Origin of the sequence: Nocardiopsis alkaliphila YIM 80379, assembly GCF_000341005.1 — a bacterium.
In the GTDB taxonomy this organism is placed as follows: domain Bacteria; phylum Actinomycetota; class Actinomycetes; order Streptosporangiales; family Streptosporangiaceae; genus Nocardiopsis; species Nocardiopsis alkaliphila.
The window spans coordinates 1-21,789 of sequence record NZ_ANBD01000166.1; the positions used below are offsets into that span (position 1 = coordinate 1).

Below are 21,789 nucleotides of genomic sequence, written 5' to 3' on the forward strand. Positions count from 1 at the left end.
CCTGCCACCCGCCGAACACGCCTTGGGCCATTATTCCTTGGTGCTTTGCGCGGCCGCCTACCTGATCGCCCTGTTGCGAGCCAACACCGGGCCGGGTGGCGTGGACGGGCCCGGGGCCTCGCTCTGGGCCCGTCTCGGTGTCGTCGCCGCCACCTCTGTGGGCGTGGGCCTGGGATACGTGTTCGTCGGACTGGCCATGGGGGACGTGCACGTCACCTGGGCCACGGTTCTCGGGAACATCGTGGTGGGCACCCTGTTGACGACACTGGCCGCCTTCCTGGTGTGCCCACCGATCCTATGGGTGCGCTCCCTGCTCTCCGAGGGGGAGGTATCCGGTTTCCAAGGGCCGGCCTCCGTAGGCAGGTGGTGACACCATGCGTAGATCATCCAGAGGGTCGAGCGTCTCACGCCGTGGCCGGGGGTGGTCCGGTCTACTTTTCGTGCAGTTCTTGGTGCTGGTCCTGGTGGCGGCCTTGGTGGCCCGACTCTGGTACCTCCAAGTGCCCATGGCCGAGCACTACCGGGAACTGGCCGTGGCCAACCACCACCAGCAGTTGATCGTGCCCGCCACCCGTGGCCACATCCTGGACTCCGCGGGTCGGCCACTGGTTAACAACCGCACCGAACTCGTCGTCTCCGCCGACTACCACGAACTTCGAGGCATGGAGGACGGGGGCGAGCGGGTCCTGTCCGACCTGTCCGCGATCATCGACGTCCCCTTGGCGGAACTCCAACAGCGCATGCGTCTGTGCGGGCCCCAGGTGGAGCGTCCCTGCTGGCCCGGGTCGCCCTACCAGCCCGTGACCCTCGCGGAGGGAATCGAGCCGCGAGTGGCCCTGCGGATCATGGAGAGCGCCGATGACTTTCCTGGGGTCACCGCTCAGGCCCAGGCCGTGCGAGCCTACCCGCAGGGCGAACACGCCGGACAGATGCTCGGCTACCTCCAACCGATCACCCAGGAGGAACTGGACGCCCGGGAGGAACTGCGCACCCAGTTCACCGGTATCGACCAGGTGGGTCGAGACGGCCTGGAAGCCGTCTACGACGCCCAGCTGCGCGGCAAGGCGGGGCAGCGGACCCTGGGCGTCAACAACCACGGCGAGGTCATGGACGTGATCTCCGAGGAGATGCCCGTGGCCGGGCGTCACCTCATCACCCACATCGACCTTAAGGTGCAAAAGGCCGCAGAGAAGGCGTTGGCCAAGGGGATGGAGGCCGCACGACCCCGGTACCGGGCCGACTCGGGGGCCGCCGTCGTCTTGGACGTCACCAATGGCGGCGTCGTGGCCATGGCCAGCCTGCCCACCTACGACCCCGCCATCTGGCAGGGCGGCATCGACCAGGAGACCTTCGACACGATCCTCAGCGAGGAGGCGGGTGAACCCTTGCTCTCCCGAGCCGTCCAGGGCACCTATCCGCCCGGCTCCACCTTCAAGGTGTCATCGCTGTCGGCCGCCGTCGAGAACGGTTACTCCCTGCACGACAGCTACGCCTGCCCGGGATCGGTCAGTCTGGCTGGACAGAGCTACCAGAACTACGCGGGCGCCGGCCAGGGCAGCATCAGTTTGAAGAAGGCCATCATCGCCTCCTGTAACACCGTCTTCTACAACTTCGGTTACCAGATGTGGCAGAAGGACGGTGGGTTGCACCCGGAGGGGGAACCCGAGGAAGCCATGGCCGAGATGGCCCGTGGCTACGGGTTCGGTTCGCCCACCGGGGTGGATCTGCCCTATGAGACCGGTGGTCGCATCCCCGACCGTGAGTGGAAACGCACCTTCTGGGAGGAGACCCGGGAGGCCAACTGTGCTCGCGCCGAGGAGGGCTACCCGGACATCGCCGAGCGCAACCCGTCCCACGCCGCCTACCTCAAACGGCTCGCCCACGAGCACTGTGTCGAGGGGTTCGAGTGGCGCGCCAACGAGGCCATCAACTTCTCCATCGGCCAGGGCGACGTCCTGGTCAGCCCGTTGCAGTTGGCCAGTGCCTACGCCGCCATCGCCAACGGGGGCACCCTGTACGAGCCTCGGGTGGCCAAGGCCCTGGCCACCGCGGACGGTTCCGACGTGGAGCTCATCGAGCCCAGCGTCAAACAAGAGGTGCCGGTCAGTGACGAGACCATCCGCTACCTTCAGGAGGCCCTGGCCGAGGTGACCGTCTCCGGTACCGGTCGTGGTGCCTTCGCCGGCTTTCCGTTGGACGAGGTGGCGGTGGCGGGCAAGACCGGTAGCGCCGACGCCGAGCAGCGTCAGGTCTCCTCCTGGTTCGCCTCCTACGCACCCGCGGACGATCCGCGGTACGCGGTGGCCGTCCTGGTCTCCCAGGGCGGGACCGGTGGTATGACGGCCGCACCCATCGCCCGAGAGATCTACGAGGCCATCTACGGCTTCGGTGAGCAAGGCGAGGAATTGCTGCCCGATGGTAAGCCCCGTACCGACCTGCCCACCGTCCGTACGGACGGTACGATCGACTCCCTGGAGCGGTGATGTACACCCGACCGGGCCCATCACGAAACCTGGGCCATGCCGCGGTGGCCGCGGCCGGAGCCGCCCGTAGATTCGACTGGGTCCTGGTGGGATCCGTTCTCACATTGTGCGCCATCGGGTCCCTACTGGTCTGGTCGGCGACCCTACCGGGTGACGGCGGCGATCCTCGTGAGTCGATCGACGCACTCGTGCGTCACCTGGCCCACGTGGGAGTGGCGTTGGTGGCGGGTCTGGCCCTGGCCACCGTCGACCATCGAACGGTTCGCGCCTACGTGCCCCTGGCCTACGCGACGAGCGTCCTCGCGCTGGTCCTGGTGCTCACGCCCCTGGGAGCGGTGATCAACGGCTCCCGTGGCTGGATCGTGGTCGCAGGTCTGCAGTTCCAGCCCAGTGAGCTGGCCAAGGTCGGCCTCATCCTGGTCCTTGCCGCCCTGCTCGGTGAGCCTCGCGACCAAGAGGCCCGTCCCATGACCCGCGACGTGCTGTTCTGCCTGTTGGTCGTGGCGATTCCGCTGGGGCTGGTAGCGACCCAACCCGACCTGGGCACCGCTTTGGTGTTGGCCGCGGTCTTCCTCGGGATGCTCACCTTGTCCGGGGCACCCCTGTTGTGGGTCGCGGGCATGCTCCTCACCGGCGCGCTCGGGGCTTTGGCCGTATGGTGGTTCGATCTCCTGGAGCCCTACCAGATGGACCGTATCGCCACACTGATGGATCCGGCCGCCGATCCACAGGGTTCCGGATACAACTCCGCCCAAGCATTGATCGCCGTAGGGTCGGGGGGATTCGACGGCACCGGCCTGTTCCAGGGTGAACAGACCCACGGGCGGTTCGTGCCCGAACAGCACACCGACTTCATCTTCACCGTGGCGGGCGAGGAACTCGGTTTTGTCGGGTCCTCGCTCATCATCGTGTTGATGGGTGTGGTCATCTGGCGGATCCTGCGCATCGCACAAGGTTGCGATCAGCCCTACCCGCGCCTGGTGTGCGTGGGCGTGGCCACCTGGTTCGGTTTCCAGTCGCTGACCAACATCGGTATGTGTCTGGGGGTGCTGCCGGTGACCGGCCTACCGTTGCCGTTCCTGTCCTACGGTGGTACCGCCATCATGGCCAACATGCTGGCCCTGGGGCTGGTCCTGAGCATCGACTCCCGGGACCGGGGCTTCAAGTAGAGCGGTGGGACCAGGCCTGCGGAAAACGGGTCGAAGGTCGATCGCGCCGGTAGCCTGGAAGACCACCGCGCGTGTGCAACTCCTGCCCCATGGGCATCCAGTCAGACACGTTGTCCGCCGATCGAAGGCCCACACCATGTCCGTCGAAAATCTCTTCCCGCGTCTCGAACCCCTGCTGAATCAGGTGAGCAAGCCCATCCAGTACGTGGGCGGTGAGCTCAACTCCATCGTCAAGGAGTGGGACGACACCCGGGTGCGTTGGGCGCTCATGTACCCGGACGCCTACGAGGTGGGGGTTCCCAACCAGGGTGTGCAGATCCTCTATGAGGTCCTCAACGAGCGTGAGGGGGTCCTGGCCGAGCGCACCTACGCCGTCTGGTCGGACCTGGAGAAGCTGATGCGCGAACACGGAGTGCCGCACTTCACCGTCGACGCCCATCGTCCGGTCCGGGCCTTCGACGTGCTCGGGGTGAGTTTCGCCAGTGAGATGGGCTACACCAACATGCTCACCGCACTGGACCTGGCCGGCGTTCCACGCCGCTCGGTCGACCGGACCCAGGAGGATCCGATCGTGCTGGCCGGAGGTCATTCGGCCTTCAACCCCGAACCCATCGCGGACTTCCTGGACGCCGTGGTCCTCGGGGACGGCGAGGAGATCGCCCTGGCCATCACCGAGATCATCCGTGAGTTCAAGGATGAGGGCGAACCGGGTGGACGCGAGGGCCTGCTACTGCGTCTGGCCGCCACAGGCGGGGGGGACGTGCCCGGCTTCTATGACGTCACCTACCACGAGGACGGGCGGATCGCCGCCTACACGCCCAACCGGCCCGGGGTCCCGAGCACGGTCCAAAAGCACACCGTGATGGACCTGGACCAGTGGCCCTACCCGAAGAAGCCCATCGTGCCCACCGCCGAGTCCGTGCACGAGCGCTACAGCGTGGAGATCTTCCGTGGCTGTACCAGGGGCTGCCGCTTCTGCCAGGCCGGCATGATCACCCGACCGGTGCGTGAGCGCAACGAGGAGACCGTTCGGAGGATGGTGCGGGACGGGGTGGAGAACTCCGGATTCCAAGAGGTCGGGTTGCTCTCCCTGTCCAGCGCCGACCACAGTGAGATCGGTGACATCGCCAAGAACCTCGCCGACGACTACGAGGGCACCAATACCGGCCTGTCGCTGCCCTCCACCCGGGTCGACGCCTTCAACATCGATCTGGCCAACGAACTCACCCGTAACGGCCGCCGATCCGGGCTGACCTTCGCACCCGAGGGCGGCAGTGAGCGGATGCGGCGGGTGATCAACAAGATGGTCACCGAAGAGGACCTGATCCGCACCGTCACCGCCGCCTATCAGGCCGGATGGCGGCAGGTGAAGTTGTACTTCATGTGCGGCCTGCCCACGGAGGAGGACGAGGACGTCCTCGCCATCGCCGACCTGGCCACCGAGGTCATCCGCACCGGTAGGGAAGTGACCGGACGCAAGGACATTCGCTGCACGGTCTCCATCGGTGGGTTCGTACCCAAGCCACAGACCCCGTTCCAGTGGGCGGGGCAGGCCTCGTACCAGGACGTCGACTCCCGGCTGCGCAAGCTTCGGGACCGACTGCGCGGGGACCGCAGGTACGGAAGGTCCATCGGTCTGCGCTACCACGAGGGGCGCCCCTCCATCATCGAAGGACTGCTCTCCCGGGGTGATCGTCGTGTCGGTCGCGTCGTGGAACAGGTCTGGGAGGAAGGTGGGCGCTTCGATGGTTGGAGCGAGCACTTCTCCTACGAACGCTGGGAGAAGGCGGCCGAGACCGCCTTGGCCGGGACGGGCGTCGACCTGGACTGGTACACCACCCGCGAACGCTCGGAGGACGAGGTCCTGCCCTGGGACCATCTGGACGCCGGGCTGGACCGCTCCTGGCTCTGGCAGGACTGGCAGGACTCGCTGCACGGCGAGGAGTCCTTGGAGGTCGACGACTGCCGGTGGAACCCCTGTTACGACTGTGGGGTGTGCCCGACCATGGGGACCGAGATCCAGATCAACGACCAAGCCGAAGGACGCCCCATGCTGCCCCTGACCGTCGTCTGAGCAAGCCGTGCCCGCGCGGTGGACCACTCCCGGGTCGAGCGGGGGAGAGGATTCGTGCCTCGTCCGGTGGCCTAGTGAAGGGGGCGTCGGACGGGACACGAAGAACCCCAGGGCGCTGGTGTGCCCTGGGGTGACAAGAGTAGGATTCGCACTCCGAGCGCTCTGTGCCCTGTTGTGTCTTGAGGGCGGAGCCTCCAGGAGGGAAGGTGTACGGCCCGGCGCCCCGCTCGCGCCGGGCCGTACGTAAAGTAAGACTCGCGGGGACGGCGATGGGTTGCCATCGATTGCGGATTTTCTTTGGATTTTTTTTCCGCGCCTCCGCGTTCTGGTGGTGAACACCGGTTCGGTGTGCGGTTGGACCCGGTCGAGACTTTTCGATTCCAGGTCAGCGGGGCAAGAACCGGTATGTGTAGTCCTGTTGGCGCGTGTGCACCACGACGCACCGTACGCTGAGCAGGACGAGGAACAGCCCCTTCGGGTCGCCATCGGCTTCCCAGAGATAGGGGGCATGAGGAAAGGAGTTGAGCTGCCCCCCGCACACGAGGGCACCACCTCACCCTCCACCGCCAAACCCGGACAGCGGCTTCGCGTTCGCTACGCCAAGCGTGGACGCATGCGCTTCGCGAGCCACCGCGACATCGCCCGGGCACTGGAGAGAGCTCTGCGTAGGGCCTCCGTGCCCATGGCGTTCTCCGCCGGCTTCTCACCACATCCCAAGATCTCCTACACCGGCGCGGCCCCCACCGGGGTCGCCAGCGAGGCGGAGTATCTTGAACTCACACTGGCCGAGGAACGTCGACCCGAACAGGTCAGGGACGCGATCGACGCGGCCATGCCCGACGGGATCGACGTGATCGAGGTCGTCCAAGCCCGCACGCCGGGTCTGAACGACCGCCTGCAGGCTTCCTTGTGGCGGGTGGAGTTGGACGGCGTCGACCCCGACGACGTCGCCAGGGCGGTGGCCGCCTACCTGGCCGCCGAAAACGTCGAGGTGGAACGAGTGACGAAGAAGGGTCGACGCCGCTTCGACACTCGCCCGGCTGTACTCGATATCGACGTGTGTCGCGGTCCCGACGGGCGCGGCCCAGAGGAACGACACGCGACATATGCCATACTTCGAATGGTCGTACGGCACACGACACCTGCTGTTCGACCAGACGACGTGTTGACCGGCCTTCGGCGTTTGACCGACCTCGCGCCGCCGTCATCACCCAAGATGACCCGGCTGGCGCAGGGGCCACTCGACGAAGGGACGGGCGCGATCGCCGACCCGTTCGACGCGGACCGAACCGAAGCTCCCAGCACTGAGAGCCCCGAATCCGCGCACGAGGAGACGAACGATCGACGCGCCCGCGCACCACGGCCGTCATCGTCCATGACGGGTCCGCGCCGATGAGCGGTCCTGACGCGGGGAACATGGGCGAACCACAGGACTTTGCCCCGGCTGCACCTTGGTGCCGCCGGCGCTGACACAGCGACGACAGCTCTCGCGAGCGGCACCGCGGACCGAAAGGCCGTGACGCGCCCGAGAGCTTTGACGGGAGACCGCCCGGATGCTCGACCACGAGCCCAAGAACGGTGCCGACGGCACCGCGGGTACAACTGAAACAACCGAGAACACGGCGGCGACGCCCCTCTTCGGGGACGGCGAGGTCCGGGTGAGTACACCCGCGCCCGCCAAAGGCGCGCGCCGCGCCGCCGGACCACCTCCGGAACCCGAGGACGTCTTCACTCCGCCCACCAGGTCGGTCACCAGCTTGGCCGGTTCCGGTGAGGGCGGCATGGTCAAGACCTCGGTGGGTTCCTCCACGCGCAGGCGTACGGTCCGTGCCGCGGGCAGTCCGGATGAGGCCCCCGCGATCACCACGAGTGGTCGGCGCACCCGCTCGGCCAAAGGGCGGGAGGACTCCACCTCCCCCGATGAGGCCGAGGCCGTAGAAGGACCCGGCGCCGAGCAGGGGGACGGTGGCGAGCCGCGCTCCACCGACCAAGGCACCAAGAGCCGTCGTGGCATCGATCGTGAGGGCGCCGGCCAGGGCAAGGGTGGCCGTGGCCGCTCCAAGGGGCGCGCCCGCGCGGCCAAGGGCACCGCCCAGGACCCCACCCCCGAGACGGCCGAGGAGAACGTCTCCGAGAACGAGCCGGCGGGCGTGGTCTTCACCCCACCCGGCGGCATGCTCTTCCAACCCCCGGTCGCCCAGCAGAGCCCTCCTGGCCGGTCCCGCGGGGAGGTCGAGACCAAGGGCACCGACGACACCGGGGACGAGGCGCAGGGACCCGCGGAGGAGACCGGTGTCGAGGAACGCCCCAGCCGCCGTCGCAGGCGTCGGGGCGGTCGTGGCCGAGGCCGCTCGCGTGGCCTTGAGGAGAACGGTTTCGAGGACGGCGACACCTTCGACTCCGCGGAATCCGGGGGCACGAGCAAGGATGGTGCGGCCAAGGAGGACACGGCCAAGGACAAGGGCGCCCAAGAGAGCGAAGACCAGAGCGCCGACGAGGCGTCCGCGGCCCGGAGCGAGGACTCCGACCCCGCGGACGAGGGTGAGCGTGGCAGCAGCCGTCGTCGCCGTCGTCGTCGCCGCCGCTCCGGCTCGGGTGGCGAGAGCGTCGCCGAGGACCCGCCCAACACCGTGGTGAAGGTGCGCGAGCCCCGCCAACCGCGACCCATCGAGGACGAGGTCCAGGCGGTACGCGGCTCCACTCGGTTGGAGGCCAAGAAGCAGCGTCGTCGTGAGGGGCGTGAGCAGGGCCGCCGTCGAGCTCCGATCGTCACCGAGTCCGAGTTCCTTGCTCGTCGCGAGGCGGTCAAGCGCGACCTGGTGGTTCGGCGGACCGGGGACCGTACCCAGATCGCGGTTCTGGAGGACGACATCCTCGTCGAGCACTACGTCGACCGGGCCACGCATCGCTCCTACGTGGGCAACGTGTATCTGGGGCGGGTGCAGAACGTGCTGCCGTCGATGGAGGCCGCCTTCGTCGACATCGGCAAGGGCCGTAACGCCGTGCTGTACGCGGGCGAGGTCAATTGGGACTCCTTCGGACTGGAGGGTCAGCCCAAGCGCATCGAGTCGGTGCTCAAGTCCGGTCAGGCCGTCCTGGTGCAGGTCACCAAGGATCCGGTCGGTCACAAGGGTGCCCGCCTGACCAGTCAGATCAGCCTGCCCGGTCGCTACCTGGTGTACGTGCCCGGTGGTTCGATGACCGGCATCAGCCGTAAACTTCCCGACAAGGAACGAGCTCGTCTCAAGCAGATCCTCAAGAAGGTGATGCCCTCCGGTGCCGGTGTGATCGTGCGTACGGCCGCCGAAGGCGCCAGCGAGGAGGAGTTGGAGCGCGACATCACGCGCCTGGCCAAGCAATGGGACTCGATCAAGCGCAAGTCCAAGTCGGCGAGCGCTCCGTCCTTGCTCAACAGTGAGCCCGACCTGACGGTTCGGGTCGTTCGTGACGTGTTCAACGAGGACTTCTCCAGCCTGGTCGTCGCCGGTGATGAGGCTTGGACCACCGTCCACGAGTACGTCGACTACGTGGCGCCCAACCTCTCCGAGCGGCTCTCGCACTGGACCGAGGAACGTGACGTCTTCGCGGCCTACCGGATCGACGAGCAGATCAACAAGGCGCTCGAGCGCAAGGTGTGGCTGCCCAGTGGTGGTTCGCTGATCATCGACCGGACCGAGGCCATGACCGTGGTCGACGTCAACACCGGCAAGTTCACCGGTCAGGGCGGCAACCTCGAGGAAACGGTCACCAAGAACAACCTGGAGGCGGCCGAGGAGATCGTCCGTCAGCTTCGGCTGCGTGACATCGGCGGCATCATCGTCATCGACTTCATCGACATGGTGTTGGAGTCCAACCGGGACCTGGTGCTGCGCCGGATGCTGGAGTGCTTGTCCAGGGACCGCACCAAGCATCAGGTGGCCGAGGTCACCTCGCTGGGCCTGGTCCAGATGACTCGCAAGAGGGTCGGCCAAGGGCTGTTGGAGGCCTTCTCGCACAGCTGTGACCACTGCAACGGCCGTGGCCTGGTGCTCTCCTCCGAGCCGGTGGAGAGTAAGGGCAACGGCAACGGCAACGGCAACGGTCGCAAGAAAAAGAAGGGCAAGGGCGACGCCGACTCGGTGTCCGACAAGTCCACCGAGAAGACCGATAAGGCTGACCAGGTCGGCAAGGACGAGCGGGCGGAGAAGGCCGACAAGGGCCCGGACGCCGCCGAGTCGGCCCAGGACGAGGCGCCACAGCCCGCCGAAGCGGCCCGAGAGCACCAGGCGCGCGACGAGGAGCCGAGTGAGGCGGCTGAGGAGGCCGCTCCCGCCAAGAAACCTCGTAAGCGCACCTCCAAGACCTCCAAGGCGGCTGAGGCCACTGAGGTGGCCGCGGAGCCCGCGGCCACCGACGACGAGGCCGACTCCACCGAGCCCTCGGCAGACACTCCCGGGGACGAGGAGAAGCCGGTCAAGAGGACCCGCCGGCGCACCGCCCGCAAGGCCGCTGAGGACGACGGTGGCGAGGGTGAGCAGGCGACGGTGGACGGTGAGGGGCCCGACTCCGAGACCTCCACCACCGCGGACCCCGACGACGGTGACGCCGAAAACGCCACCGAACGGCCCAAGCGTCGCCGTACGCGGCGGCCCAGAACGACGGTGGCCTCACCGGGTTCCGCCGTCGACGCGGGCTGAGCCAAGACGGGACAGATTCCGGTCCGGACTCGTTCACGAACAGGTCCGGACCGGGACGAGTGTTCGGGCCTGTTCCGGGGCGATGGTAACCTGATGGACGGTGCGTCGGCGCGCCCCAATTGTTCGCGCGCCCCGAGACCGCAGTGCTCTCCACCAGGTGGGTTTGTTTCCCTCAGATCCCCACGCCCCGCTACAGGCGATTCGTGGATCGTGGCATCACGGTCATGAGTGAGCGCATTATTCGTTGAGCGAGCAGGAAGAGAGTTCCCCGGTGTACGCGATCGTGCGAGCGGGCGGCCGACAGGAGAAGGTGTCTGTCGATGACGTCCTGAACATCGACAGGGTCTCCGAGGAGACCGGTGCCACCCTCACGTGGCAGCCCATCCTTGTGGTCGATGGTGACGACGTCATCAGCGAGGCCGACAAGCTGAGTGGCTACACGGTCACCGCCGAGGTCCTCGGCGAGACCAAGGGCCCCAAGATCAACATCCTGAAGTACAAGAACAAGACCGGTTACAAGAAGCGCCTGGGGCACCGCCAGAAGCACACCCAGGTTCGCGTCACCGGCATCGCGGCGAAGTAGGAGGCCTGGAGAAATGGCAAGCAAGAAGGGCGCTTCGTCCACCAAGAACGGTCGCGATTCGAATGCCAAGCGCCTCGGCGTGAAGCGCTTCGGTGGCCAGTCCGTCTCCGCCGGTGAGATCCTCATCCGTCAGCGCGGCACCAAGTTCCACCCCGGCGCCAACGTCGGTCGCGGTGGCGACGACACGCTGTTCGCGTTGGTCGACGGTGAGGTCAAGTTCGGTAACTTCCGCGGCCGCAAGGCCGTCAACATCGTCCCGGCCGCCGGCTAGGCTACGCCGCGACGACGGGTTTTCGGGGCGGGCCAGGGAACACTGGCCCGCCCTTCGCGTTGTCATGAGAGAACCACCCATCATGTCGGGTGACACACGCGGCACACCGACCTCCGCCGGGTGGCGGAGGTCCCATGGATAACGGGGAGAGCAATGCCTGACTTCGTCGATGAGGCGGTCTTGCACGTCAAGGCCGGGAACGGCGGGCATGGTTGCGCCTCCGTGCACCGTGAGAAGTTCAAGCCCTTGGGTGGCCCGGACGGCGGCAACGGAGGCCGGGGTGGTGACATCGTCCTGGAGGTCGACACCCAGAGCGCGACGTTGCTGGACTACCGGCGTCGCCCACACCGTAGCGCCCAGAACGGTACTCCGGGTCAGGGCGGTCACCGCGCCGGGGCCAACGGCGAGGACCTGGTCCTATCCGTGCCGGACGGCACGGTGGTCACCAGGCTCGACGGAGAGGTCATCGCCGACCTGGTCGGTCACGGCACCCGCCTGGTACTGGCCCAAGGCGGCAACGGCGGTCTGGGCAACGCGGCGTTGGCCTCCAAGAAGCGCAAGGCTCCCGGCTTCGCCCTCAAGGGTGAGGAGGGCGAGGGCCTCGACGTGCGTCTGGAGATGAAGACCATCGCCGATGTGGGTCTGGTGGGCTTCCCCAGCGCGGGCAAGTCCTCCCTGATCGCGTCGATGTCCGCGGCCCGCCCCAAGATCGCCGACTATCCCTTCACCACCCTCATCCCGAACCTGGGTGTGGTGGAGGCCGGCGCCATCCAGTACGTGATCGCCGACGTGCCCGGCCTGATCCCCGGCGCCAGTGACGGCAAGGGCCTGGGCCTGGAGTTCCTACGCCACATCGAGCGTTGTTCCACCCTGCTGCACGTGCTGGATTGCGCCACCTACGAATCCGGTCGCGACCCGCTCAGCGACCTGGAGGCACTGGAAGCCGAACTCGCCGCATACGGAGAGCAGGCCGGAGTGGACCTGTCCGACCGACCGCGCGTGGTCGCCCTGAACAAGGTGGACGTGCCCGAGGCTCGCGAGCTGGCCGAGCTGGTCCGTCCGATGCTGGAGGAACGCGGCTACAAGGTCATGGAGGTATCCGCCGCCTCGCGTGAGGGGCTGCGCGAACTCTCCTACGTTCTGGGCGAACAGGTCGCCGCCGCGAGGAAGAGCGCTCCGGTCACCGAACCCACCCGTATCGTGCTGCGTCCCAAGCTCATCGGCGACACCCCCTTCGAGGTGGTGCCGTTGGGCGACAACGTCTTCCGAGTTCGAGGTGACAAGCCCGCCCGTTGGGTGCGTCAGACCGACTTCTCCAACGACGAGGCCGTGGGCTATCTCGCCGAACGCCTCAACCGCCTCGGTATCGAGGAGGCGCTGGCCAAGGCCGGTGCCACCGAGGGTGCCGAGGTCCGCATCGGTACCGAGGAGGACTCGGTGGTCTTCGACTGGGACACCTCCGTCGATGCCGAGGCCGTCCCGTCCGGCCCGCGCGGAACCGACGCCCGGCTGGGCTGATCCGCGCGGGGAGCGTACCGTTCCACACCAGCCGAACCCACCACAGGTCAGCGCACGGTGCCCGCTCGGGCGCCGTGCCACGGATGGAAAGCCCCTCGCGGTGCACAGCGCAGACACCCGACAACAGCACATCGATCCCTTGGAGGCGGCAGGGCGTCACGCCGTGTCCGGGGCCCGCAGGGTCGTGGTCAAGGTGGGGTCCTCCTCACTGACCACTTCCGAAGGACTCATCGACGACGGACGCATCCGAGACCTGGTGCGGGTGTTGGCCGCGCGTCGAGCCCTTGGCCAGGAGGTGATCCTGGTCTCCTCCGGTTCGGTCGCCGCCGGCATGGGCCCGCTGGGAATGGCCCGTCGTCCTCATGACCTTGCCTCCCAACAGGCCGCGGCCAGCGTCGGCCAGGGTCTGTTGGTGGCCTCCTACGCCGCCGAACTGGCCGGTCATGGCCTGACCGCCGCCCAGGTCCTGCTCACCGTCGAGGACATGATGCGACGTGTGCAGTACCGCAACGCCCAACGCACCCTGCGTCGACTGCTCGACATCGGTGCCTTGCCGATCATCAACGAGAACGACACCGTGGCCACCCACGAACTCCGATTCGGTGACAATGACCGTCTGGCCGCGTTGGTGGCGCACTTGATGCGTGCCGACGCCCTCGTGCTGCTCTCGGACGTGGACGCCCTCTACGACGGCGACCCGGCCGCGGAGGGCACCTCGGTGGTGAACCTGGTCCGTGGACCGGACGACCTCGACGGCATCGACATCGGTAGCGCCGGCAAACGCGGCGTCGGCACCGGCGGTATGGTCACCAAGGTGGACTCGGCGCGTATCGCCACCGAAGCCGGGGTGCCCACCGTGCTGACTTCGGCGGCGAACGCCCGCGCGGCCCTGGCCGGGGAACGGGTGGGCACGTTCTTCGCCCCCGCCGACGGACGCCGTCCCTCCGCACGCCAGTTGTGGCTGGCACACGCCACCGCGGGCCGTGGCAGTCTCGTCCTGGACCCGGGCGCGGTCAGGGCGGTGGTACGGGAAAAGGCCTCACTACTGCCCGCCGGTGTGGTCAAGGTGCATGGAGAGTTCACGGCGGGAGACCCGGTGGACTTGCGAGACGAGGAGGGTGCCGTGGTCGCCCGAGGGCTGGTCAACTACGACGCCGCCGAGGTTCCCGACCTCATGGGTCGCTCCACCCGATGGTTGGCGCGCGAGCTGGGCCCCTCCTACGAGCGGGAGCTGGTGCACCGCGACGACCTGGTGGTGCTTTGAGGGCCGTCGGCCCGAAGGGCTATCAGGCCATGCCGTGTCGGTTCCTGCGGGCCCTCGTCGTGAGCGCGTGAAAGGCTCCCCGACAGGACTTCCCCAGGAGAGGTGGTTCCCATGTCGAGTCTGGTGACACACCTGCTGTCGTTGGCGCTGCGGGTGGTGCGCAAACGGCCCATGGGGTCGGTGGAGAACGCCTGGGAATGGATACGTGAACCCAAGGGCGAGCCGGCCCCACCGCCCTGGCTCACTCGACGGCACTGGATCACCGAGCGGAAGGTCGGTGGCTTCTCCACCTTCACCGTGCGTCCCCGCGGTGCCAGGGAACCGGAGAAGGCCGTGCTGTACCTGCACGGAGGCACCTACGTCAGCGAGATCTCCGCCTGGCACGGGATTTTGATCTCTCGTATGGCCGACGCGGGTTGCCGGGTGGAGGTGCCGATCTACGGACTGGCCCCCGAACACACCTACCGGGAGGCGTTCGGCTTCCTCCAACAGGTGTATCGGGGACTGATGGCGGACGTCGCTCCCGCGCGTACGTTGTTGGCCGGAGACTCCGCTGGTGGCGGGCTCGCTCTCGCCCTGGCCCAGACCCTGCGGGAGGTCGACCTGCCCCAGCCCGCGCGCCTGGTGCTGATCTCCCCGTGGACCGACCTGACGATGTCCAACCCCGACATCTTCGAGGTGCAGGAGAAGGACCCCTGGCTCAACCCGGTCGGGATCAGGGAGGCCGCCAAGGAGTGGGCGGGCGGTGACGACCTGACCGAACCCCGCCTGAGCCCTCTCTACGGGCCGATGGCGGGATTGTCGCCCATGGACCTGTACATCGGCACCCGCGACCTGCTCCTGCCCGACACTCGCAGGCTGCATGAGATGGTGACCCGGGCCGGGGGAGAGGTGAACCTCTTCGAGGAGGAGGGCGCCCTTCACATCCACCCATTGCTCCCGGTCCCCGAGGGGAGCCCGGCACGGGCGCGGATCATGCGGACGGTCGAGGAACTGTGAGGCCGCTCCGGGCACGCGTGCCCGGAACGGCGGTGTGGGTCGATGGTGGGTTCAGCGGCCCGCTCCGCGGATGATCCGCTTGCAGCGCCGCTCCAAGAGCCGGCAGGCCACCCAGAAGAACCGGAAGGCCGGGTTGGTGGTCTGCCCGTGATGGTAGCGGTAGTAGATCTGCTGACAGATCACCGCGAGCCGGAACAGACCGAACACCTCGTAAAACGCCCACTCGCGTTCGGAGAGGTCGATCCCGCTCCGTTTCAGGTAGTGGTCCCTGACCTCGGCGCGGGTGAGCATGCCCTCCAGGTGGGTGGGTTGACGACGAAAGAGCCGGAACAGCGGGTCGTCACCCGCCTCCACCCAATACGCCAACGCCCCGCCCAGATCCATCAGGGGATCGCCCAGGGTGGCCATCTCCCAGTCCAAGAGCCCGATCGGTCGGGTGGGGTCGTCGGTGTCCAAAACGATGTTGTCGAAGCGGAAGTCGTTGTGGACGAGGCAGGTGCGGCGGTCCGGGGGGCGGTTGGCCTCCAGCCAGGACATCACTTTTTCGAACGAGCCCACGTTCCAGGTTCGGGCGGCCCGGTAGCGCTTGGACCAGCCCGCCACCTGGCGTGCCACGTACCCTCCACCGCGCCCGAACTCGCTCAGCCCGGCCGCCTCGGTGTCCACCGAGTGCAGGTCCACGAGCAGGTCCAGGACGTTCAGGCACAGCAGACGCACCTGTTCGGGGGACGGGTCGACCTCGTGCGGTAGTTCCTTGCGGGGGATCGGTCCGGCCAATCGCTCCATGACGTAGAACTCGGAGCCGATCACCGACTCGTCCTCGCAGAACGCCACCATCGCCGGGACGTAGGGGAAGACCGGGGCCAACAGCGATTGGATCCGATACTCGCGTCCCATGTCGTGGGCGCTCTTGGCCTTGCTACCGGCCGGCGGGCGGCGCAGGATCAGGTCACGGTCGGGGTAGCGCAGCAGGTAGGTGAGGTTGGAGGCACCACCGGAGAACTGGCGCACCTGGGGTACGCCCTCCGGGGGGTTCTCGGCGTGCTCTCGCAACCACGTGGCCACGAGGGTGACGTCGAAGGAGTCCTCCTCCCGGACCTGGCGCGCTCCCGAGACGTCTTCGGTGGGTCGAGTGCCGTGGGAATCGCTCATGACAGCTTCCTGACCAGGGACAGCGGCAGGCGTTTCATCGCGAAACCGATCGGTGCCCACGGCCACGCCGGGACGTAGGCCTTGACCTTGCGCTTTTCGATGGCGGCCACCATGGAGCGCACCCCCGCCTCGGTGTCCACCATGAAGCGGGTCCTTTGCGCGACGTGTTCGTTCATCTCCGAGCGGATGTAACCCGGGTAGATCACGGACACCTCCAAGCCGGGGACACGCTCCGAGCGCAGTCCCTCGGCGATGGCGGCCACCCCCGCCTTGGTGGCGGCGTAGACCGTCATGGCCTTGCGCATGCCGCGCAGCGCCGACATCGAGGAGATCATCACCAGGTGACCACGGCCCTGCGCACGGAAGATCTCCATGGCCGCCTCCGATTGGGCGAGCGCCCCCACGAAGTTGGTCATGGCGGTTTGTCGGTTGGCGTCGTAGCGGCCCTTGCCGAGCGCGGCCCCCTTGCCCAGACCGGCGTTGACGATCACCCGGTCCACCGTGCCGAACTCGGCGGCGATCTCCTTGAAGACTCGGAAGACGGCCTCGTCGTCGGTGACGTCCAAGGCCTTGAGCACCACTCGCCGGTCGGGGTGCGCGGCGGTGATCTCGGACCGCAGTGACTCCATCCTGTCCGTGCGTCGCGCGCACAACCCCAGGTCGTAGCCGAGGACGGCGAACTGGCGCGCCATCTCCGCGCCCAGGCCCGCCGAGGCCCCGGTGATGATGATCGTTCCCTTGCTCATGCGTGGTTCTCCGTGGTGTTCTTCTGGTCTTGCTCGACGCGGCGGCGGACACCTTCGGCCACCCGGCGCATCGTGCGGTCGTACAGGGGGCGTAGGACCCGCTTGGCGCGCAGCGCGAGGCGCCCGGGCCGGTCCGTGAGGATGAGGGGTCGCCCTCGGTCGACACCTTTGAGGACCTGGGCGGCGATGTCGTCCGCGGTCAGCTTCGATCCGTTGATCAGCTTGGTCGCCGAGGCTTCCACCATGGGGTCGCTGCCGCTGAGTGAGGAAGCGAGGTTGGTGCGGAAGAAGGAGGGGCACACCACCGAGGTGGTGACGCCGTAGGGGCCGAGTTCGTGGTGGAGGGTTTCGCTGAGCGCCACCACCGCGGCCTTGACCGCGTTGTAGGAGCCCATCACCGGTGGATGGACGAGGCCGGCCATGGACGCGATGTTGACGATGTGTCCGCGACCCTGTCGCTTGAACAGTGGGGTGAAGGTGCGACAACCTCGGACCACGCCGAAGAGGTTGATCTCGGTGATCCACCGCCAGTCCTGGACGGTGAGGACGTCGATCCGTCCACCGGCGGCCACCCCGGCGTTGTTGACGAGCACGTCCAGGCCGCCCCAGTGTCGCTCGACGTGTGTCAGGGCCCGGGCCCAGTCCTGGTCGGAGGTCACGTCCAGGCGTAGGTACTCGGCGCCGGCGGGCAGCCCCTGGGGTGCGGTTTCGGCCAGGTCGGTGGCGATCACCCGCTCCCCGCGGGCGGTGAAGGCCCTGACCAGGGCGGCGCCCAGTCCGGAGGCGCCACCGGTGACCAGGATCCGGCGTCGATGGCCGCTGATGGTCGTATCGCTCATCTGCGGGCTCCGTGCTTCATGAGTTCGAGACGGGCCACGACCCCGCGGTGCACCTCGTCCGGGCCATCGGCCAGGCGTAGTGCCCGTGCGTTGGTCCACGCACCGGCGAGTGGGAAGTCCCCCGACATCCCGGCGCCGCCGTGCATCTGGATGGCGAAGTCCACCACCTGCTGAGCCATGTTCGGCACGGCCACCTTGATCTGGCTGACCTCGCTGAGCGCGTTGAGCGGACCGCCCTGGTCGAGCTTCCAAGCGGTGCCCAGGACGAGGAGACGAGCGGAATCGATGGCGATACGAGCGTCGGCGATACGTTCGCGGTTGCCACCCAGGTTGGCGATGGGCCTGCCGAAGGCGGTCCGGGACAGGCCGCGTTCACAGGCCAGTTCAAGGGCCCGCTCGGCCAGGCCGATCAGGCGCATGCAGTGGTGGACCCGGCCCGGGCCCAGACGCCCCTGGGCGATCTCGAAGGCCCGCCCCGGGCCGGCGATGACGTTGCTCAGGGGTACCCGTACGTCGGTGAAGGTGACTTCGCCATGGCCGCCGGGTTCATCCTGGAAACCCATGGTGTCCAACATCCGGTCCACCCGCACCCCGGGGGCGGACCGGGGAACGATCACCATGCTGTGACGGTGGTGGCGGTCCGCCTCGGGGTCGGTCAGCCCCATGACGATGAGCAGTTCGCAGTCGGGGTGACCGATGCCGGTGGACCACCACTTGCGGCCGTTGACGACGACCTCCTCGCCCACCACCTCGGCGCGTAGTTCCATGTTGGTGGCGTCGGAGGAGGCCACGTCCGGTTCGGTCATACAGAAGGCGCTACGGATGCGCGCGTCCAGCAAGGGCTCCAGCCACCGCTCCTTCTGCTCCTCGCTGCCGTAACGCAGCAACACCTCCATGTTGCCGGTGTCGGGGGCGTCGCAGTTGAACACGGCGGGGGCGATGTGCGAGCGGCCGGTGAGTTCGGCGATCGGTGCGTAGTCGACGTTGCTCAGGCCTTCACCGCCTCGGGTACCGAAGCGTTCGGCGTAGGGGCCGGCGTGTTCGACCGGAAGGAAGAGGTTCCACAGGCCCTGGGCACGGGCCTTGGCACGCAGTTCCTCGATGACGGGCAGGGGCCGCCAGGGATCGCCGGCGGCCCGCTGCGCCGCGAGGTCGCGCTGGTAGTCGCCCTCGACGGGGGCGATCTCGGTCTCGATGAACGCGCGGACCCGCTCGATGAGGTCGATGGCGCGTGGGGAGGGCGTGAGGTCCATGGCATTGACACTACGGCTTTATTGAGCAACGCTCAATAGCGTGAGTGGACAAGCCCCGCGGCGAACGCGGATGAGCCAGGACGAGCGTAGGCGCCAGTTGGTGGGAATCGGCCTGCGAATGCTGGTGGAGCGCCCCATCCAGGAGTTGGCGATCGACGAGGTCGCCAAGGAGGCCGGAATCTCCCGAGGGCTGTTGTTCCACTACTTCCCCAACAAGACCGCCTTCCACGAGGCCGTGGTGTCCGCGGCCGGGCGCCGGGTCCTGCGCAACACCGCACCGGAGGAGGGCCTGGAACCCTGGGCCGCCGTGGCACGGTTCGTGGAGCGTTACTACGAGCAGGTGGAACGGCGACGGGACTCCTACTTGGCCCTGGTCTTCGGGGGCGGCCCGGTGACCCTGGACGGTGCCTTCGTCGCGGACCTGCGCGGATCCATGGGTGAGCGCGTCCGTGCCCTGCTGGACCTGCCCGAGAGCGTCGCCCCCACCACACGGGCCTGGACCGCCTATGTGGAGGATCGGGCGCTGGGGTGGACCGCTGAGGAGGAACGGTCCACCGCCTTGGCCGTGGAGGTCGAACACTGTGTCCGCGCGCTTGGGGCCCTGCTCGGTCTGGAACCTTCCGAGACGCCCTGAGACGTTCCGGTGGGGCCGACCCCGACCGCCACGGGACTAGGATGCGTGCGTGAATCAACAGACGACACAGCGCGACGACTTCCACCCGCATCAAGGCGCCCTCCGTGAGGTCCCCACCGGGCGCAACGCCACCAAGCTCGTCTACGCCCCGGAGAAGGACGGCCTCGCGGACGCCGGCGAGATCGTGTGGACCTGGGTGCCCTACGAGGAGGACGCCGCCCAGGGCAAGGACCGTCCACTGCTCGTGGTCGGGCGTAAGGGCCGGCGTCTGCACGGCCTCATGCTCTCCTCCCAAAGCCCCGACCCCCATGAAGGTCAGGACTGGCTGCCCATCGGCTCCGGCCCCTGGGACAGGGAGGGCCGCGACTCCTATCTACTGGTTTCTCGCCTCTTCGAGTTCGACGAGGAGGACATCCGCCGTGAGGCCGCGGTGATGGACGAGCGGATCTTCTGGAAGGTCGCCGCCGTGCTGCGTGACCGCTACGGCTGGAGTTGACCGCTCCTTTCGATCCTCTTCGTGGGCGCCTGCGACGCTCGAAGACCCTCCCCCTGCCCCGCCACGGCACCGTGCCAGGGCACGTCCGGGACCGTGGGCGATCTCGGGCGTGATGGGGCCGGTGGTTATACGCTGGGAAGTGATCCCCCCGGTAGAGGCGTCTTCGACGTCGCAGGCGCCGCCGGCCGGGGTGGCCTCCCGAGCAAGGAAGCCCAGATGACAGTCAACAGTGACATCGAGCGCGAGGTCCACGCCGTGGCCGGGCGCGCCAAGGACGCGGCCTTCGTCCTGGCCACGCTCAGCAGGTCGGTGAAGGACGCCGCGCTGAGCGCGATCGCCGACGCCCTGGTAAAGCGGACCGACGAGATCACCGCGGCCAACGCCGAGGACGTCGAGCGAGCCCGGGCCGAGGGAACGAGCCCGGCCATGATCGACCGGCTCAGCCTCACCCCACAGCGGATCGAGGCCATCGCCGAGGCGGTGCGCGAGATCATCGACCTGCCGGACCCGGTGGGCGAGTCGGTGCGGGGAGGGGTGCTCCCCAACGGGCTGGACCTGCGTCAGATCCGGGTCCCACTCGGTGTCATCGGCATCATCTACGAAGGCCGACCCAACGTCACGGTGGATGCCGCCGCCCTGTGCCTCAAGAGCGGTAACGCCGCCCTACTGCGGGGATCCTCCTCCGCCTTCGACTCCAACACGGCCATCGTGAAGGTGTTGCGCGAGGCTCTGGAGGGCACTGAGGTTCCGGTCGACGCCATCCAGATGGTCCCGGGGCGCACTCGCGAGTCCTCCACCGCGCTGATGCGTGCGCGTGGTCTGGTCGACGTGCTCATCCCACGTGGTGGTGGCTCCCTCATCCAGGCCGTGGTCCGTGACTCCACCGTTCCGGTCATCGAAACCGGTGAGGGACTGTGCCACGTGTACGTGGACGCCGACGCCGATCTGGACAAGGCGGTGGCCATCGCCACCAACGCCAAGGCACAGCGCTGTTCGGTGTGCAACTCCGCGGAGACGCTCTTGGTGCACGAGGCGGTCGCCGAGGCCTTCCTGCCACGTGTGCTGGCGTCCCTGGCCGAGGTCGACGTGACCGTACACGGCGACCCTCGGGTGCTGGAGATCGCCGCCGCTCACCCGACGGAGGCCATGGTGGTCGAAGCCACCGAGCAGGACTGGGCCAGCGAGTACCTGTCCATGGACTTGGCCGTGCGAGTTGTCCCCGACGTAGACGCGGCTTTGGCCCACATCAGGAAGTACTCCACCCAGCACACCGAGGCCATCGTCACCGATTCGCTGAGCACCTCGCGGTACTTCGTCGCGCGGGTGGACTCGGCCGCTGTGATGGTGAACGCCTCCACCCGTTTCACGGACGGTGGTGAGTTCGGGTTCGGCGCAGAAATCGGTATTTCTACCCAGAAACTGCACGCCAGAGGCCCTATGGGGCTCACCGAAATGACATCGACAAAGTATGTGGTAACGGGTGAGGGTCACCTGAAGTAATCGTTCCCGAGGTGAACCCCTGGGGTGTGTGAGGTTTGCGAAGGGCCGTTCGGTACGCCGGACGGCCCTTTGGCGCCTCAGTAAAAGAGGATGCTTGCGGGTTCGATCGCTTTTGCGGCGGGAAGACCCGGC

Annotated in this window: 18 protein-coding genes; 14 read left to right on the plus strand and 4 right to left on the minus strand. The window is 67.6% G+C overall.

Annotated features, from left to right (window positions below):
• The 11 genes from D472_RS0122435 to D472_RS0122485 all read left to right on the plus strand — a co-directional run.
• Window positions 1-370: hypothetical protein (locus D472_RS0122435; RefSeq protein WP_017606688.1), on the plus strand; the 370-nt coding region annotated here is incomplete at its 5' end.
• 4 nt (window positions 371-374) lie between these two features.
• Window positions 375-2,483 carry a penicillin-binding protein 2 gene (gene mrdA, locus D472_RS0122440; RefSeq protein ID WP_026117974.1) on the plus strand — a complete coding sequence of 703 codons (2,109 nt, stop codon included), beginning with the start codon at window positions 375-377 and terminating at the stop codon, window positions 2,481-2,483.
• Window positions 2,483-3,652 (plus strand): rod shape-determining protein RodA, encoded by a 1,170-nt coding sequence (gene rodA / locus D472_RS0122445; RefSeq protein WP_017606690.1) that lies wholly within the window; start codon window positions 2,483-2,485, stop codon window positions 3,650-3,652. The genes mrdA and rodA overlap by 1 nt, the downstream gene beginning before the upstream one ends.
• Window positions 3,653-3,788: 136 nt before the next feature.
• Window positions 3,789-5,726 carry a TIGR03960 family B12-binding radical SAM protein gene (locus D472_RS0122450; RefSeq protein ID WP_017606691.1) on the plus strand — a complete coding sequence of 646 codons (1,938 nt, stop codon included), beginning with the start codon at window positions 3,789-3,791 and terminating at the stop codon, window positions 5,724-5,726.
• A gap of 427 nt (window positions 5,727-6,153) precedes the next feature.
• Window positions 6,154-7,122 (plus strand): TIGR03936 family radical SAM-associated protein, encoded by a 969-nt coding sequence (locus tag D472_RS0122455; RefSeq protein WP_017606692.1) that lies wholly within the window; start codon window positions 6,154-6,156, stop codon window positions 7,120-7,122.
• Between the two features lie 157 nt (window positions 7,123-7,279).
• A complete protein-coding gene (locus D472_RS0122460; protein ID WP_017606693.1) occupies window positions 7,280-10,402 on the plus strand; it encodes an Rne/Rng family ribonuclease in 3,123 nt (1,040 codons plus the stop codon).
• A gap of 271 nt (window positions 10,403-10,673) precedes the next feature.
• Complete coding sequence (gene rplU, locus D472_RS0122465) at window positions 10,674-10,985, plus strand: 50S ribosomal protein L21 (protein ID WP_017606694.1); 312 nt, start codon at window positions 10,674-10,676, stop codon at window positions 10,983-10,985.
• A 13-nt stretch (window positions 10,986-10,998) separates the two neighbouring features.
• Window positions 10,999-11,256 carry a 50S ribosomal protein L27 gene (gene rpmA / locus D472_RS0122470; RefSeq protein WP_017606695.1) on the plus strand — a complete coding sequence of 86 codons (258 nt, stop codon included), beginning with the start codon at window positions 10,999-11,001 and terminating at the stop codon, window positions 11,254-11,256.
• A gap of 153 nt (window positions 11,257-11,409) precedes the next feature.
• On the plus strand, window positions 11,410-12,774 hold the full coding sequence (gene obgE, locus D472_RS0122475) for a GTPase ObgE (RefSeq protein WP_017606696.1): 1,365 nt from the start codon (window positions 11,410-11,412) through the stop codon (window positions 12,772-12,774).
• A gap of 100 nt (window positions 12,775-12,874) precedes the next feature.
• Entirely contained in the window at window positions 12,875-14,038 is a 1,164-nt protein-coding gene (proB, locus tag D472_RS0122480) for a glutamate 5-kinase (protein ID WP_017606697.1), read from the plus strand.
• Window positions 14,039-14,149: 111 nt separating this feature from the next.
• Entirely contained in the window at window positions 14,150-15,037 is an 888-nt protein-coding gene (locus tag D472_RS0122485; protein ID WP_017606698.1) for an alpha/beta hydrolase fold domain-containing protein, read from the plus strand.
• 51 nt (window positions 15,038-15,088) lie between these two features.
• Here the strand turns inward: D472_RS0122485 and D472_RS0122490 are convergent, their stop codons facing one another.
• The 4 genes from D472_RS0122490 to D472_RS0122505 are packed head-to-tail and all read right to left on the minus strand — an operon-like array spanning window position 15,089 to window position 19,027.
• Entirely contained in the window at window positions 15,089-16,189 is a 1,101-nt protein-coding gene (locus tag D472_RS0122490; protein WP_017606699.1) for a phosphotransferase family protein, read from the minus strand.
• Window positions 16,186-16,935: an SDR family oxidoreductase gene (locus D472_RS0122495; protein ID WP_017606700.1), complete on the minus strand. Its 750-nt coding sequence runs from the start codon at window positions 16,933-16,935 to the stop codon at window positions 16,186-16,188. The genes D472_RS0122490 and D472_RS0122495 overlap by 4 nt, the downstream gene beginning before the upstream one ends.
• Entirely contained in the window at window positions 16,932-17,774 is an 843-nt protein-coding gene (locus tag D472_RS0122500) for an SDR family NAD(P)-dependent oxidoreductase (RefSeq protein WP_017606701.1), read from the minus strand. The genes D472_RS0122495 and D472_RS0122500 overlap by 4 nt, the downstream gene beginning before the upstream one ends.
• On the minus strand, window positions 17,771-19,027 hold the full coding sequence (locus D472_RS0122505) for an acyl-CoA dehydrogenase family protein (protein WP_017606702.1): 1,257 nt from the start codon (window positions 19,025-19,027) through the stop codon (window positions 17,771-17,773). The genes D472_RS0122500 and D472_RS0122505 overlap by 4 nt, the downstream gene beginning before the upstream one ends.
• Before the next feature lie 70 nt (window positions 19,028-19,097).
• Here D472_RS0122505 and D472_RS0122510 point away from each other — a divergent pair, with 70 nt between their 5' ends.
• The 3 genes from D472_RS0122510 (at window position 19,098) to D472_RS0122520 (ending at window position 21,657) form a co-directional block, all read left to right on the plus strand.
• Complete coding sequence (locus tag D472_RS0122510; RefSeq protein ID WP_017606703.1) at window positions 19,098-19,661, plus strand: TetR/AcrR family transcriptional regulator; 564 nt, start codon at window positions 19,098-19,100, stop codon at window positions 19,659-19,661.
• A 49-nt stretch (window positions 19,662-19,710) separates the two neighbouring features.
• On the plus strand, window positions 19,711-20,157 hold the full coding sequence (locus tag D472_RS0122515; RefSeq protein WP_017606704.1) for a type II toxin-antitoxin system PemK/MazF family toxin: 447 nt from the start codon (window positions 19,711-19,713) through the stop codon (window positions 20,155-20,157).
• Window positions 20,158-20,373: 216 nt separating this feature from the next.
• Window positions 20,374-21,657, plus strand: a complete 1,284-nt coding sequence (locus D472_RS0122520) for a glutamate-5-semialdehyde dehydrogenase (protein ID WP_017606705.1) — start codon at window positions 20,374-20,376, stop codon at window positions 21,655-21,657.
• Window positions 21,658-21,789 lie beyond the last annotated feature (132 nt).